14 protein-coding genes are annotated in these 15,714 nt (G+C 37.1%); 3 read left to right on the top strand and 11 right to left on the bottom strand.

Annotation, left to right across the window (positions count from 1 at the left end; translation table 11 throughout):
• Positions 1-293: 293 nt before the first annotated feature.
• The gene (locus V179_RS0111155; protein WP_028391515.1) at positions 294-755 is read left to right on the top strand and encodes an Hsp20/alpha crystallin family protein; all 462 of its coding nucleotides are present in this window, start codon (positions 294-296) and stop codon (positions 753-755) included.
• An 87-nt stretch (positions 756-842) separates the two neighbouring features.
• Here V179_RS0111155 and V179_RS0111160 read toward each other — a convergent pair whose 3' ends face one another.
• From V179_RS0111160 to V179_RS0111170, 3 genes are all read right to left on the bottom strand, one after another.
• A complete protein-coding gene (locus V179_RS0111160; RefSeq protein WP_051404932.1) occupies positions 843-1,403 on the bottom strand; it encodes a YppG family protein in 561 nt (186 codons plus the stop codon).
• A gap of 78 nt (positions 1,404-1,481) precedes the next feature.
• Positions 1,482-1,850 carry a YppE family protein gene (locus V179_RS0111165; RefSeq protein ID WP_028391517.1) on the bottom strand — a complete coding sequence of 123 codons (369 nt, stop codon included), beginning with the start codon at positions 1,848-1,850 and terminating at the stop codon, positions 1,482-1,484.
• A gap of 334 nt (positions 1,851-2,184) precedes the next feature.
• The gene (locus V179_RS0111170) at positions 2,185-2,460 is read right to left on the bottom strand and encodes a hypothetical protein (protein WP_028391518.1); all 276 of its coding nucleotides are present in this window, start codon (positions 2,458-2,460) and stop codon (positions 2,185-2,187) included.
• A 1,116-nt stretch (positions 2,461-3,576) separates the two neighbouring features.
• Here V179_RS0111170 and recU point away from each other — a divergent pair.
• Both recU and V179_RS27810 read left to right on the top strand, forming a co-directional pair.
• Positions 3,577-4,179 (top strand): Holliday junction resolvase RecU, encoded by a 603-nt coding sequence (gene recU / locus V179_RS0111180; protein WP_028391519.1) that lies wholly within the window; start codon positions 3,577-3,579, stop codon positions 4,177-4,179.
• Positions 4,180-4,217: 38 nt separating this feature from the next.
• Positions 4,218-6,929: a PBP1A family penicillin-binding protein gene (locus V179_RS27810; protein ID WP_084552316.1), complete on the top strand. Its 2,712-nt coding sequence runs from the start codon at positions 4,218-4,220 to the stop codon at positions 6,927-6,929.
• A gap of 42 nt (positions 6,930-6,971) precedes the next feature.
• On the opposite strand, the gene V179_RS27815 is transcribed toward V179_RS27810, so the two are convergent.
• The 8 genes from V179_RS27815 to dinG all read right to left on the bottom strand — a co-directional run bounded on the left by V179_RS27815 (position 6,972) and on the right by dinG (position 15,677).
• Positions 6,972-7,493, bottom strand: a complete 522-nt coding sequence (locus V179_RS27815; RefSeq protein WP_051404933.1) for a YpoC family protein — start codon at positions 7,491-7,493, stop codon at positions 6,972-6,974.
• Positions 7,490-8,146: an endonuclease III gene (gene nth, locus V179_RS0111195; RefSeq protein WP_028391520.1), complete on the bottom strand. Its 657-nt coding sequence runs from the start codon at positions 8,144-8,146 to the stop codon at positions 7,490-7,492. Before nth ends, V179_RS27815 begins: the two co-directional genes overlap by 4 nt.
• A 32-nt stretch (positions 8,147-8,178) precedes the next feature.
• A complete protein-coding gene (locus tag V179_RS0111200; RefSeq protein ID WP_028391521.1) occupies positions 8,179-8,871 on the bottom strand; it encodes a DnaD domain-containing protein in 693 nt (230 codons plus the stop codon).
• Positions 8,872-9,204: 333 nt separating this feature from the next.
• The gene (asnS, locus tag V179_RS0111205) at positions 9,205-10,497 is read right to left on the bottom strand and encodes an asparagine--tRNA ligase (protein ID WP_028391522.1); all 1,293 of its coding nucleotides are present in this window, start codon (positions 10,495-10,497) and stop codon (positions 9,205-9,207) included.
• 249 nt (positions 10,498-10,746) lie between these two features.
• Positions 10,747-11,934, bottom strand: coding sequence for a pyridoxal phosphate-dependent aminotransferase (locus tag V179_RS0111210; protein WP_034301049.1), 1,188 nt, complete (start codon positions 11,932-11,934; stop codon positions 10,747-10,749).
• Positions 11,935-11,955: 21 nt separating this feature from the next.
• A complete protein-coding gene (locus tag V179_RS0111215) occupies positions 11,956-12,432 on the bottom strand; it encodes a cell wall elongation regulator TseB-like domain-containing protein (protein ID WP_028391524.1) in 477 nt (158 codons plus the stop codon).
• Between the two features lie 15 nt (positions 12,433-12,447).
• Complete coding sequence (locus V179_RS30025) at positions 12,448-12,618, bottom strand: YpmA family protein (protein WP_084552317.1); 171 nt, start codon at positions 12,616-12,618, stop codon at positions 12,448-12,450.
• 281 nt (positions 12,619-12,899) lie between these two features.
• The gene (gene dinG, locus V179_RS0111225) at positions 12,900-15,677 is read right to left on the bottom strand and encodes an ATP-dependent DNA helicase DinG (RefSeq protein WP_028391525.1); all 2,778 of its coding nucleotides are present in this window, start codon (positions 15,675-15,677) and stop codon (positions 12,900-12,902) included.
• Positions 15,678-15,714: the final 37 nt, after the last annotated feature.

A 15,714-nucleotide genomic window follows, 5' to 3' on the forward strand; every position in this document is an offset into this window, starting at 1 on the left:
AGGTACTCGCTTTCCGCGGGCGGTCTCAGAAGCCTCCTCAGTGCTTTGCACTTGCGGGGTCTCCCTCAACACGCTTTTCCCGCAGGAGTCTCGCACCTGTAACGAAGATCAACATCTGTTCGAATTGGTTTCTTGCTAAAAACAACAATCTTTACGACCACAGGATGTGAAAAAAATAATGATGAAGCAAGCTTATGGTTGGCTACGATGAATCATTTTTATAAACGTTACTTTCCTCCATTTAAGAACAGTGATTGGTTGTTCCATGAATGAATTCGAAAGGAGTATGAACCATGTCTGACTCTGAAAAAAGGAAAAAACCATTTCGTCATGAAGGTGTTTACGATTTCTTCAATAAAATGGATCGTCTTTTTGCTGACAAACCAGCAAAAGGAATGCTCCAATCAATGAATGAATTTTTCGGCTCTGTTTCTTCTGGAAGCTTTCCAGTTGATGTATCAGAGACGGAAAGTGATTATTTCATTAGTGCTTCCTTGCCAGGAATCCGTAGAAAAAATATTGATATAGAAATCCTCCCTCAAGCTGTCACAATCCGGATTCTCAGAGACAAACAGCAAACTGTTGCAAACAAAGATTTTTATTCAACACGAAAAAAGCAATCAACCTCTCTTACAAGAACCATTAGTTTGTCCAAACCTATCGATGAACAAAAAGTAACAGCTCACCACCGTGATGGAATCCTCCGACTGACCATTCCAAAAATCAAAGGGAAAACAATTATTGTCGATGATTAAATCATGTCATATTCTTTTTAATTAATCATATTAAAAGGTCAGATTTTACCGTCCTGTCGTTATTCGGTAGAATCTGACCCTTATTATTTACGCTTTGAAAATTCCCCCCACCCCTTTAATCATCGAAGACACTTGATTCACCGTATTCATCATCTGTCCGGCTGTGTTCACCATTTTATTTAAATCCATCGATCCATCTTGTGTTTTAAATTGATTGAGCATCGATTGAACACCTGTTGGCTGTTGCTTTTGCATAAATTGCTGCTTTGGATACGGATTGGAGCCAATTTGAAGATTATTCATTTGCCCTTTCTTGTTTTTTGCTTTAGACAATGGATTTTCAAATGGATTAATCCCCTGCACCGGCTGTTGGTAATATTGCATCGGGTGTTGCCCGTAATATCCGGATACCGGCTCGCTTGGCTGGGGTTGGTGCATAAAAGGATGATAGGCACCCATTTGATAAGGGTGCTGACCATGTTGAGGTATAGGCCCAATCGCTTGCTGCCCTTGTATTTGTACGTATTGAGGATGAGCCTGATAAGACGGTTGCTGCATATGATACCCATTCACAAACCCGCTCATCTCATTAAAGTAGGCTCCGTTGTTTCTGTGATCCCATTCATAGTAGGACCCCCACGTGTTCATGTATACTCCCCCCATAAAGTCATTAGCTGATTTATTATATGTGGCAGAAGTATATTTGGTGAGAATCTGAGAAAACGGTTATATTTTAAGTTGAATTTCTGTTAACACATTTTGCAAAATAAATCGTACGGATTGAATGTGACTTTTAAATCTTTTATAACTTGTTTTATGAAAGAATGCCTGTACAACCACATCGGCAAGATTGTTTGCAGTTTGCTCAATTTGTTGTGGAAACAAGTGAGTAAAGTCTTCTTCTTTCATCCAATCTCTCATGTTAGGTGTCCATAATTGTAAGACAGCGTCCACTTCTTCAACAAATGGTTTCACTTCAAGATAAAAATCTCTATCTTTACCTTCTTCCCTAACTGCTTCATATACTTCATCCGCTTTTTCAGTAAACTGTAATAATTGGACAGTAAGTGTTTCCATATATTTCTTATCCAGCATCTAATCCCCCATTTATTTATGTATGAATGTGTATTCAAAATGACCGAGAAATTTAGTTGATTAGCTTAATAGTCTACACAGTTAATACGTGAAAAACGAGGAGACAGGGTTTTGCTACATTCGACGGTTATGTTTTCTCGGACTATTTGAACATCCTTAATAACCAAATTATAAATCATTTATATAAAAAAGGAATGGTAAACAAGCTTGTCTTAAAAAAACAAATTATGGTTCATTCATATGAAATTGCTGTCTCTAATACCTCAATCATGATATCAATGCTAAAAAAAACCCGTACAGCTTGACTGCCGGATTTGTAAACTTCCTTCACAAATTAATAGCCAAGTTTTGGCTTCATCGAAAGAATGGTATTTCGATTCTTATCGATATCGCGTAACTCTGGATTTTGATGTTGCATCATCAACCATCTAAAGTCAGTTTCGTTAATTTTCATACTCGCGGAATCGACCATGTGATGCTGGTTAGTCCATAGCTTGTTGCGTTCCGTGGCAAAGGAAACAGATAATGATGTTTCTAAACTTTCCAAACGCTCATTGATTTCTTCCATCAACCCTAGAATTTCTTCTACATCCACAAGTTTGATTCCCATAAAAAATCCCTCCTTATTTCTTTAACCTGTATTATTCTTTGTTTTTGCCAAAAGCCCTTCACGTCTGACAAAACTAGAAGTAAATCGGCAAAGAAAGTGGAATAAATGGGGATTTTTCAAACTTTCGACAATTCTTATGAATGAGCGGAAAAATTGAGATAAAACTATTATTAGGAGGTGGTAAATCATGACGACAAACGAGAGTAAAGAACAGCAAAAAAAGAAAAATGAAAAGAGCGTTAGTACTAAAGCTGCAATTGGTAACCCGAAATTAACTGGACCTGATCGACCTTCTACTTAAACAAGCCAAATATACTTGTAAAAAACGGCTGTCCCACAAACTGAGCTGATCCTAACACTGATTCAGGGTTTATAATGAAAAAACACTCATTATGAACGATATAAAGTGATAGGTGCTGACTCTTTTGTGTGGGACAGCTACTTTTTTTTATATCAATATAAGCAGCCGAACTTCACCCAACCATTGTTGCTTACTTACAACTTCAATATCTTCTTCAAATTAATTACTTAATTTCCAGAAAAATATGGAGAATAATTTTCTATTCACATCACTTGCATAGTATATGTTGAAGAAGAACTAGCCCTATTCACTAGTCGAATAAAACGGAACTTGCGGCAACGTCTGAGTGACCCCTATACTGTGAGCATCAACTAAACCTTTGAAGACCACAAAGGTAAGTTACACTGTATCTCACCAATCCAGCTTTTACATGCGGTTTCCCCACCTTCTATTCTTCTAAACCTTAAGGTGGGGTCTTACTGCACGTTATTGCGGGAAAAAATCATTTTTTCAAGATTATTGTTGGCTATTTAAATAGTAGAATTGAATTAAAAGGTACTATTAGAAATCTTATCTACTTTTTATTATTGTGATATTTTCCTTATTTGCTTTTCCTGATTTCTGTTTTAAAGTATATAAATGCAAAAAATTAATACAGAACAACACTTATCCGTGTACTATGTCAATCCTATTACCCAATTCAATCTAAATATGATAAAATACATAGTTAGATCGAAAAGAAAAAGATCATTTTATTCACTACTTCACTTGTTTTTTTGCTATTATATGATAAGTGAAAATAAGGGGGGATTCACTTGGCTTTTCATTACCCCAATGGGCGTAAATATGTTTCTAAAAGCTCGGAAGCCATACAACGTCCCATGAAAAAAAACAGCTTCAGTAATCGAGGGAAAACGTTGGAGGATGATTTAAACGATTCGAACGAATATTATGTAGCAAATGGTATAGCTGTCGTCCATAAGAAGCCTACTCCTATTCAAATTGTAGATGTACATTATCCAAAACGAAGTGCAGCAGTAATAAAAGAAGCATATTTCAAGCAAGCGTCTACTACAGATTATAATGGTGTGTATAAGGGTAAGCATTTAGATTTCGAAGCAAAGGAAACACAAAATCCAACTTCGTTTCCACTAAATAATTTTCACGAACACCAAATCCAGCATATGAAAAGCATCGATCAGCAAGGCGGGATCGCTTTTGTCATCATCCGATTTTCTGCAACTGATGAAATTTACTTAATGGAGTCAGGGCATTTAACAAAATTCTGGAACCGTATGAAAGAAGGCGGAAGAAAATCAATTACAAAAAAAGAAGTGGAATCTTTTTCAAAACGAATTCCACTAGGTTTTCAACCAAGGATTGATTATATTAAAGTAATAGATTCCATCTTAGGATAATTTCCAATTGGATCATTATGAAAGGCAGGTAAGCTATTTTGGCTGAAAAATATAATACAAGAGAGGAACGCCGAAAGCAGGCGAACTCTAATAAAAAAGGAAAGGGTCACAAAAAACCAAGAGGGTTATTTAAAAAGATTTTTCTTGTTCTCGTAACGCTCTGTATTATTGGAGTCGTTGCGGGTGGTGCAACAGTAGCCTATTTCATCAGCGATGCACCACAGATTGACGAGTCGCTCTTAAAAGACCCCCTTTCCTCAAAATTTTATGATAAAGATGGTAAACTACTTACCGAGGAAGGCGTTGAAAAGCGAGAATATGTAGCTTATGCGGATATTCCTGAAGTTATTAAAAATGCTGTATTAGCAACGGAAGATGTCCGGTTCTTTAAGCATGGTGGAGTCGATTTTCTCCGCCTAGGGAGTGCTGTGATCGGAAATGTAACCAACGGCTTTGGTTCACAAGGTGCTAGTACTTTAACTCAACAAGTCGTTAAGCGGACATTTTTAACCGATGAAAAGACTATTAAGCGTAAAGTTCAAGAAGCTTGGTTAGCCATTAAACTTGAACAAAGATATACGAAAGAAGAAATTTTTGAAATGTATGTGAATAAGATTTGGTATGCTAACCATGCATTTGGAATTGCCACTGCTGCAGATACGTATTATGGAAAAGAGCTTAAAGATCTTACACTCGATGAAGTAGCGATGCTTGTTGGGCTACCGCAAAGTCCGAGCAGATATAATCCTTTTAAACATCCAGACCGGGCAGAAAAAAGACGAAATTTAGTGCTTCACTTAATGAATCGTCACGGATTTATTACCGAAGCAGAAATGAAAGCAGCCCAAAGCATTCCAGTAACTAAAACGTTAAAATCACAGGATACGAGTAAAATTGATACAACACCATACGATGCTTTTATTGATCAAGTAATTGAAGAAGTTCAAAGTATGGGCGATTACAATCCGTATACAGATGGACTCGAAATCTACACAACCATCGATACAGATGCACAAAAATATGTTTATGACATGTTAAATACCGAGAAGATCATCCAATATCCGAGTAAATCCTTGCAAGCCGGAATTTCCCTGATTGATACACAAAACGGTGAAATACGAGCAATCGGTGGAGGTAGAAATATTCAAGGTAAACGGGTATTTAACTACGCAACTGAAGCAAAGCGTTCACCAGGGTCTACGATTAAGCCGATCATGGATTATGCTCCTGCAATTGACAAATTAAATTGGTCTACTTATCATCAACTAACCGATGAACCATATGAATATTCAAATGGTACACCAATTAAAAATGCAGGTGGTCGTTATCGCGGTGATGTGAGTATGCGTGAGGCTTTAGAGCGATCCCTAAATATCCCAGCACTTAAGGCACTTCAAGAGGTTGGCGTTGAAGAAGGTTACGCTTTTGCGCAAGAATTAGGAATTCCGATCCCTAAAGCTAATTATGAGTCTGGTGCTATTGGCGGAACACAATCGGTATCGTCCATGCAAATTGCTGGCGCGTATAGTGCTTTTGGAAACGGCGGAATTTATAATCAACCACATACCGTCACAAAAATTGTTTTACGAGATAAGACAACTATTGAAAATAAATATACATCAAAAGCTGTTATGAAAGAATCAACAGCCTTTATGATTTCTGACATGTTAAAAGGAGTTATTGATAAAAGCCATGGAACTGGACAACGAGCGAGAGTCTCAGGTCTAGAAATGGCTGGTAAAACCGGCTCCTCCAATTTCACTGCTGCAGATAAGAAGAAATATAACATCCCTTCTGAAGGGATTCCAGACAGTTGGATGACAGCTTATACGACCAAGTATACGGTCGCTGCTTGGATTGGATATGATAAAAAAAGCGAATACCTTGGAAAAGAATCGCAAACGATTCCGAAAAAGATGGTTAAAGAATTAATGCAACATGTTCATAAAGGTAAAACAGAAGACTTTAAACAGCCGAAAAACGTTGTAAAGATTGGCATTCTTAAAGGATCGAACCCTGCTGTAAAAGCAAGTGAGTACACACCTAAAGACCAGATTGTTTATGAATATTTCATAAGAGGACATGAACCAACAAAAGTAACCAAGCAATATGATAAGACATCTGCTCCTATTGGAGTAAACGCAAGCTATGATGAAGCGAGCAATTCCATTAATCTTCAATGGAACTACCCTCAAACAGGTAGTAAGACACCAGAATTTGAGGTTAAAGTATCGATTGATGGGGGAGCCTCTCAAGTACTCGCACGTTCGAGTACGATGGGATTAACACTCCAACAACCTAACCCTGGTTCAACTTATACATTCACTGTCACAGCGATTATTAACGGCCAGAAAAGTGCATCAGCTTCAGCCAGTGTTAAAGTCACTGCACTTCAGGAAGAACCGATCGCACCTGAACCTGACTTAAATAACCCTGATGTGACAGATGACACTGGACAGAATGAACAAGGGCAAGATAATTCAAATGATAACAATAGCAATGACGGCAATAACAATGGAAACAATAATAATCCTGGTAATGGTAACAATAGTGATAATAACAATCCTGGCAAAGGGAATAATAACGGCAATAAAAATCCAGGTAATGGAAACAGTAATGGTGCTGAAAACAGCACTGGCGGCACTGGCGGCACTGGAGGCACTGGCGGCAATAGCGGAACTACTGAACCACCAGAACCTCCAATTGATGCCGAAAACACGGTACCACCAGCTGAAGGTACCAATCCTTAACTTCTCAAATAAAGTAAGAGGCATCCATATGGATGCCTCTTCTTATTTTTGATATCTTTTTTTCATTGCTATCGTTTTATAATATTGTTTTTCGGCTTCAAGAAATAATTCTGATAGTTGAATAAAAGAAACATAATGAGTCATACGCAATTCGACAAATGAAAGTCTTTCAACAACATTAATCGGTTTTATTGAAAGCTTGTCAACAGACTCATACCAATTATAGAGCACTACAGGTTGCTCATTGATCCAAAACAAAGCTTGAAAAAAAAGAGCCATCCCCTTTTTCATGAACAGTTCAGCATCTTTTTGCCTGCGCTCATCAATGATGATCTTGCAAGTATTAGCTATCTCTTTCCATTTTTCAAAAAGAACTGGTATGGTCAAGTGTCCCTGCTGCCAAGGTTGAAATCCTTGTCCCCCACTCCAATACAGCATATCATACACAAAAAGGGCTGGATTAAAACTCGGATCCCATTTATCAAAGCTAGAATGATCGATTTCAATCATATCACTAAAAAAGAACTTTTCATGTAAAAGTTTTTGTGGTAATTTTACAATCATCTAACTGCTTCTCTTTTCATTCGCTTCTTCCCTTCGCGACATACATCAAGAAGTGGACAAACAGGGCATTGTGGATTTTGAGCTTTACAATGGTATCTACCGAAGAAAATCATGCGATGATGGGTAACGGACCATTCTTCTTTTGGAACTTTGTTCATTAAAGTTTTTTCCACCTCAAGAACACTGTCTTTCCACTTGCATATTCCAAGGCGTTTACTCACTCTTTCAACATGAGTATCCACCGCAATGGCCGGAATACCATATGCAACGGAAACAACAACATTTGCCGTCTTTCTACCGACACCTGGCAAATTCGTTAATTCATCCCGGTCTCTCGGAACTTCTTTACCATATTCTTCAATCAGCATTTTGGAAAGCTTTTGGATGTTTTTAGCCTTATTTCGGTACAATCCAATTGAGCGAATATCCTGTTCAAGCTCCTCGATGGGGACATTTATGTAATCCTCTGGAGTTTTGTATTTTTGAAATAATGTTTTTGTGACTTTGTTTACAAGAACATCTGTACATTGAGCAGACAGTGCAACCGCGATGACGAGTTCAAATGGATTAGAATGATTCAATTCACAATGTGCATCTGGAAACATCTCACCCATCGTATCCAAACAATAACGAATCTGCGTTTTATTCAGCATAATAGACTCCTTTTACCTAGAACTATTTATAACTATTGCTCCAACCAATTATAAAAAGGCACATCTTTAATTGGAGTTTGTGTAACCTGCTTCTTTTCTCGCTTTTGATGCATTCTGAATTGCTGACCACGATCCTTTGCCTGATCAATTGTCTTAATGCCATTCTTCTTCCATTCAAATAAAATACGATCAACATAGCGAAAATTTAATTTACCAGAGATAACAGCTTCACGCAATGCCGCTTTTATGATTGAAGGTGAATGATCATCGTCCATCCATAGTGCTAGTGTTTCACACTCATACGGCGACAACGGCCGGCCAAATTCCTGTTCAAATACTGTATAGAGGCTTTCTCCCTCATTTAATGCCTGCTCCGCTTTCTCTTGTTTCTGAGCCTGTAAGAAGCAATCAATTAATCTCTCATACAATGGATCTAGTGAATACCTTTCATCTCCAATTGCTTGTCCTTGATCTTCTTCTAATTTAATATACCCTCTTTGAATTAAACGCTGTATTAAAAACAAACACTCTGTTTCCTGTAGAGTCATTCGCTCTGCTAGCTGGGATGGCGCGGGAAAATCATTTCCCGTTTCAATAAAATGTTGAAGTTGAAGCAGTAGCATAACATCTTGCTCATTTAAGCCTATCTTTTTATAATGAGTAAATAAAAATGAAGGAATCGTCATCGATCCTTCTTTAAACCATGCATATAAGTTATTTTTCATATCTTTGACACCTCATTATAAGTATAACATGAAACAAGGTTCGACATTAACTATAAAACATTTTGGAAAATAATTACCAAAAATAAAAATAAATTTATTTTAAAAGCTTTTTCTATATAGCCTTATAAAGCGAAACTTTAATCAGTGGTTTTTTTTCTGACTTCTCTCAAATGGTTAGTTCCGTACTAGCGTCGCTAGGCCTACTACCCGTTAATGCACGATAAAAAAAGGGACTGTCCCCGTAATCACAACATAAAGTTTAGAAGTGTACACAACACTTTGCTACCGTTGTAGAAGACGAGGTCAGTCCCTTATTATGATATTCTCATGTAATTATGGGTATAGTCTATTTAATAAACGTGGGAATGGAATCGTTTCACGTACATGCTCTACTCCACTGATCCACGCTACAGTACGCTCAAGCCCAAGTCCGAAACCAGAGTGAGGAACCGAACCGTATTTCCGTAATTCGAGATACCAATTATACGTATCTTTGCTTAATTTATGTTCTTCAATTCGTTTTTCAAGCAATTCGAAATCATGGATACGTTCTGATCCACCAATAATTTCACCATATCCTTCTGGCGCGATTAAATCGGCACATAATACAACTTCTTCACGCTCTGGGTCTGGCTGCATATAAAATGGTTTTAATGAAGTTGGGTAATGCGTAATGAAAACAGGTTTTTCATAACTTTCGGCAATTGCTGTTTCATGTGGCGCACCAAAATCATCTCCCCACTGAATATCTGAAAAACCTTGTTCATGAAGGAATTTAAGTGCTTCATCATACGTAATCCTTGGAAATGGTGCTTTAATTTTTTCAAGCTTCTCGACATCTCGTCCTAGCGTGTTCAATTCCAACTTACAGTTTTGCAATACAGATTGAACGATATAAGAAACATAATCTTCTTGTACTTTTAAACTGTCTTCAAAATCGTAAAACGCCATTTCTGGTTCAATCATCCAAAACTCAATCAAGTGACGACGAGTTTTTGACTTCTCAGCACGAAATGTTGGACCGAAAGAGAATACTTTTCCAAGCGCCATTGCGCAAGCTTCCATATATAACTGTCCACTTTGTGATAGAAATGCATCTTCATCAAAGTATTTAGTCGAAAATAATTCCGTTGTGCCTTCCGGAGCACTTCCAGTCAAAATTGGCGGATCTATCTTAACAAAACCTTGATTATTAAAAAATTCATATGTAGCACGAATGATTTCGTTACGGATTTTCATAACAGCATGCTGTCTTTTCGAACGTAACCATAAATGGCGGTGATCCATCAAGAAGTCTGTTCCGTGTGATTTAGGTGTAATTGGGTAGTCCACTGATTCATGAATGATTTCAACATTCTTCACTTGCAGCTCATAGCCAAATGGAGAACGCTCATCTGTTTGTACAATACCTGTAACATATAAGGAAGACTCTTGTGTAATCGATTTCGCACGGGCAAAAATCTCTTCCCCAACATCTTCTTTCACAACAACACCTTGTATATACCCTGATCCATCCCGTAATTGTAAAAATGCAATCTTTCCGCTTGAACGTTTATTAGCTAACCAACCGCCAATCGTCACTTCTTGATCTACATATTTACTTACTTGTGATATCGTAATTTTCACGATACATTTCCCTCCAAATCATAAAGCGCAAGCACCTACCCACCCCATTAAGCCCGAAAGCAATTATCTCTCTAGATAACATGAACCACAATACTTTAGAGGAGGTAGACTACTAGCGCTAAACAATAAAACTTATAAAAAATATTATACGTGCATAACATTTTCATTATACATGTACTTCATTGTAGTGGCAAACACGATACAAATAAATGTATTTTATCTGGTTACTCAACAGTGTAAGTTAGCAAGTCAGCCCATTTTTGATAAAACGAATGAATGAATGCGTTCAACAGCTTTTTCCAATTGATCTAATGATGTTGCATAAGATAAGCGAATAAAATCATCAGCTCCGAATCCCGATCCTGGGATAACTGCTACTAGTGCTTCCTCAAGCAGGGCACCAGCAAATGCATCTACATTATCAAAACCAGTAAGGTCTGCCGCTTTCTTTGCATTAGGGAACAGGTAAAATGCCCCTTGAGGTTTCAAACAAGTGATTCCAGGAATAGCTGTAAGTTTATCGTAAATGATATTCAACCGCTCCTCAAATGCGACTCGCATCTCTTCTACTTTGTCCTGCGGTCCTGATAAAGCAGCGATTGCACCATATTGAGCTGTTGTTGTTGGATTTGAAGTACTGTGACTTGCTAAATTCGTCATCGCTTTTACAATCTCAGCATTTCCAGCTGCATAGCCAATTCTCCAACCGGTCATTGAATAAGATTTTGATACACCGTTGACGACAATTGTTTGTTGTTTCAATTCTTCTGATATAGATGCGATTGAAACATGCTTCGCTCCATCATAAATAAGTTTTTCATATATTTCATCTGAAACAATTAATATATCATGATCTAAACAAACTTGCCCAAGCTCGCGCAACTCTTCTTCTGTATATAACATACCTGTTGGGTTGCTAGGTGAATTGATAAGAAATGCTTTCGTTTTATCTGTAATCGCTTCTTTAAGCTGCTCTTTTGTAATTTTGAACGACTGTTCTTCTGTACCATTCACATATACTGGAGTTCCGCCAGCTAATTTAACTTGTTCAGGGTAGCTGACCCAATATGGAATAGGGATAATCACTTCATCCCCTTCATCCAAAATCGCTTGAAATAATGTGTAAAGCACATGTTTCGCACCTGAGCCAACAATAATTTCATTTGGTTGATATAAGAGACCATTATCTTTTGAAAGCTTGTTAATAATTTCCTCTTTCAACTTTGGCAAACCGGCTGAAGGGGTATATTTTGTATGACCTTCATTCATAGATTTAAAAGCTGCATCGATAATATGCTGCGGAGTATTAAAGTCTGGTTCGCCTGCTCCAAGACCAATAACATCTTGTCCTTGAGCTTTAAGCTCTTTTGCCTTAGCAGTAATTGCTAATGTAGATGATGGTGTTAATGCTTGTACGCGATTTGCTAACTTTGTCATAATAAACCCTCCATTATCTGTCTAAATACCTCGATAGTAATCAATCATTTCGCCTGACTTAAACTCATAATATTCATAATTATAATGTTTTGTAGCATCCAGAGAAGTTACTTCCCAGAGTGGAACATTGTTTTCCATCCCGAGTTTTACTGAAATAATTTCATGAGATTTCAGATGTTCCTTGGCAATCTGAATGATTTCTTTCTTTGTCTTACCATTTTTATATTGAGCTGTTACAATATCTAAATCTTTGTTCTCAGGAATCCAAACAACTAGTTTCTCACCAGCCACATTTTTTCCGACAACAACAGAATAAGATTCAAGTCCATGGTAAAGATAAAATTCATCAAGTGTAACTAGGTCTCTTTCCTGCTTCGCCTTGGCAAAAGCGATATCAGATGCATCTTGTCTTGGCGACATCGCTTTAATATAAGCCCCCGCTACAAGAACAATGAAGCAAAGTACGAAAACCGAAGTAATAATCAGCCACTTTTTCAAATACAGTCACTCTTTCTATGTACGATAAATCGTGAATATCGCTTTTTCCTGATCTTCTGAATCTAGCGCAAGCCCAAACATAAGATTTCTTTCCTTTAGATTACGGTTTAAAGAATCAACTATTTTATACAAATCAGGGGAATGCGCAAGTTTTACAGTTGAAATCACTTCTATTTTGCTTTCCATTTCCAAGCACCCCCTTAACAATAATTTTTATATAAAAACCTTGGGATAACAAGGTTTTATATGTTTGACTTCTTTTCACATTATACCAGTTTGTTGAACATTTCCATATCAATTTTTTGCTATTCTTCGAATTAATTCATTTACAGGAATAAACAAAGAGATAAGCCCTATAACCAAATTTTTTTGAGTCTATTCACCCGTTGATACCAGATTATTCCACAAACTGGCGAGACGATTTAACACGGTGTTTATCTTATTTAAACTTAACTTAATCAGTTAACTTAAATCCATTCTTCAATCGCTTTGACAAGTTCATTTTTTGATACTTGCAGCCAATCAACTGGAGGTATCGCTTGCCTGAAAGCTTCGCCATATATAGTCGTCATAATTCTTCGATCAAGTACAACGAGCACACCTCTATCTGTGCTTGTTCGAATTAATCGGCCAAATCCTTGCCTAAATCTCAAAATTGCCTCAGGAAGTGAATAGGCTGAAAATGGATTCTTGCCTTGATTTCTGATGATGTTGCATCTTGCTTCCGTTATCGGATCATCAGGGGGCGAAAAAGGCAGTCTAACAATAACAAGACAGGACAGATCTTCTCCTGGCACATCAACCCCTTCCCAGAAACTAGTCGTTCCAAATAGGATGGCTTTATCGAAGCTTTGAAAGTTTTTTAGAAGCCTTGTTTTACTGCCACTTGTTATCCCTTGACCAAACAATGTAAACTCTTGTAACGCTTGAAGCTCTTTTATTACATGATAGGTAGCTCTTAACATCTCATGAGAGGTAAATAATATCATCATCCTCCCTTTGGCAGCTTCTGCAGTATGAATAATATGTTGTGCTGCGTGAAAGACAAATTCTTCTTTTGATACGCTCTGAATATCTGGAATATCCTTTGGTACAAGTACTCGCACTTGTTCACGATAGCTGAATGGTGAAGGGTAGCTAAACGTTTTCACTGGTATATCCTGCATCCCGATCTGATTCATAAAAAAGTGAAATGACTTTTTTACAGAAAGTGTTGCCGATGTCATAACGATGCTTTTTTGTCTCGAAAAGAATGTATACCATAACAATTTGCTTCCTGTAATGGGCTGAGAAGCTAATGAGATTCCTTGTTGTGGATTTGCTTTTGTATAGTCCATCCAATAGATAAAATCGGTATTTTGAGTGATAAAGAAATCAGTAAGAGTCTTCTTAAGTTCATTAATTTGATAACAAATCAGTTCAAAATCATTCAAATAAAATTGGGCATTTTTACTTAAAGTTTCAATGCTTGTTAGTAACGAAATTCTTTCTGTTAGTCCTGACAAAATCGTTTGTAGCTGATCAACCAATCTTTCTGCAACCATAGAGATTTTTTTCCATTTTTCATCTTTTAAACAAATCGATATTCGCTTTGGACTACCAGACCTTTCATGCTGATTTGCAATTGCCCCTAATTGAAAAAATAATTGGTCAAATTCATAGAAAAAATCAAGCAAAGTTCGATCTATATTCGATTGTCTAGTTGTTGCTTCTAAAGAATATTGGAGGAGCATCTTTTCCAACCGAAATAGTAATTGTTTTTGATCCGAATGGCCTAAACGATTTAAAAGAGTTTTTACTGAAACATAATCAAGTCTTCGTCCAAGATGCTTGCTTGCAGCCCGTTCAAGGTGATGCGCTTCATCAAGTATTAAAAAACCGTCATTTGGAATTAAAGGATCAGAAGATACTAAATCAGCCATTAAAAACGCGTGGTTGGTAATAATGATGTCTGCTTTAAGTGCAACAGCTTTGGCTCTTTCATAAAAATCGACTACTTGCCAAGGCTTTTGTAACCCCTTTTTAGTAAATGAATTACTTTGTAGCCTTTCCCAGAATAACTCACCTCCGCTTGTTAAGTTCAATTCATCCTTATCACCAGTATCCGTTTCTGTTAACCAAACTAATATTTGCATTTTCGTAAGTGCAGTTTCATAATTGTCTTCTTTTTCCCTGATTGCTCGCTCAAATTTTGCAAGACTAAGGTAGTTGCTTCGTCCTTTTAATAGAACAACTGAAAGTGGAAAATGAAGCATCTTCTTTAATTTTGGCACTTCTGACTGAAGTAGCTGCTCTTGAAGTTGAAGTGTATACGTTGATATGACCACTGGTTTTCCTTGCTTCACAGAAAAATAGGCTGCCGGTAGTAAATAAGCCAAGCTCTTACCAATACCTGTACCAGCTTCAATAATCGTATGGTTTTCATTTTCAAACGAATCATATACCTTATCCATCATCTCAAGCTGGCCTTCTCTGCTTTCAAAATGGGGCAATGATTCACGAATAAGTTCCAATTTCTCTTGTCTATCGCTTGGATAAGCCATTTTCCACGTAGCTTGAGCATGTTTTGTGCTCATTTTCTTAAAAGCTAAGCCTTGAAATGCTTCAATCGTTGCATCATACTCACTTGGTCGAGAAAGTTTTTTTGCTATACATTCTTGAATAAGCTCCGAAATTTCACTTTTTAAAGAGTATGAAAGTCGGTATAGATGTTTCATGGTAAGAAGTGGTAGCTTATAAAGTTTCTTTTTTAGTTCAAGAAAAAGTTGGGCCGTGACAAATGCATCACTATCAGCACGATGTGGCATAGAGTGATCAAGCTTCTCTGCTTTGGCAAGCTGATTTAATTTATAACCATCTGAGGTTGGTTTCATGATTTTAGCAAGTTCGACAGTATCAATCGTAGAGCCGTAGAAAGCTTCCATTCCACATCGTTCTAATTCTTCTTTTAAAAAATTTAAATCAAATAATACATTATGCGCTACAAAGACCGCATCCTTTAATAAAGCAGAAATATGTTCAGCCACTTCTTCAAATATAGGAGCATCTTTTACCATATCATTATCAATACCTGTAAGCTCTTCGATAAATATCGAGATTTCCTGTTCAGGATGAATAAAAGTAGAATATTCAGCAATGATTTGATCTTCTTCTATCACAACTGCTGCAAATTGAATAATACGCTCCCCTTTTTTAGGGGAATTTCCTGTTGTTTCTAAATCGACTACTACATAGCGTTGCGCCATTATATAAAACACCTCTAAATCCCGTTCACACAAGTAT

The organism is Bacillus cihuensis, assembly GCF_000504145.1.
GTDB classification, from domain to species: Bacteria; Bacillota; Bacilli; order Bacillales; family DSM-1321; genus Peribacillus; species Peribacillus huizhouensis.

Excerpts from the sequence above, each read along its gene's own strand:
- V179_RS30025 (WP_084552317.1), bottom strand. The coding sequence starts at position 12,618 with ATGGAAAGCAAAATAGAAGTGATTTCAACTGTAAAACTTGCGCATTCC.
- V179_RS0111165 (WP_028391517.1), bottom strand. The coding sequence starts at position 1,850 with ATGCTGGATAAGAAATATATGGAAACACTTACTGTCCAATTATTACAG.
- V179_RS0111210 (WP_034301049.1), bottom strand. The coding sequence starts at position 11,934 with ATGACAAAGTTAGCAAATCGCGTACAAGCATTAACACCATCATCTACA.
- V179_RS0111170 (WP_028391518.1), bottom strand. The coding sequence starts at position 2,460 with ATGGGAATCAAACTTGTGGATGTAGAAGAAATTCTAGGGTTGATGGAA.
- nth (WP_028391520.1), bottom strand. The coding sequence starts at position 8,146 with ATGCTGAATAAAACGCAGATTCGTTATTGTTTGGATACGATGGGTGAG.
- V179_RS27815 (WP_051404933.1), bottom strand. The coding sequence starts at position 7,493 with ATGATTGTAAAATTACCACAAAAACTTTTACATGAAAAGTTCTTTTTT.
- dinG (WP_028391525.1), bottom strand. The coding sequence starts at position 15,677 with ATGGCGCAACGCTATGTAGTAGTCGATTTAGAAACAACAGGAAATTCC.
- V179_RS0111160 (WP_051404932.1), bottom strand. The coding sequence starts at position 1,403 with ATGAACACGTGGGGGTCCTACTATGAATGGGATCACAGAAACAACGGA.
- V179_RS0111155 (WP_028391515.1), top strand. The coding sequence starts at position 294 with ATGTCTGACTCTGAAAAAAGGAAAAAACCATTTCGTCATGAAGGTGTT.
- V179_RS0111200 (WP_028391521.1), bottom strand. The coding sequence starts at position 8,871 with ATGAAAAATAACTTATATGCATGGTTTAAAGAAGGATCGATGACGATT.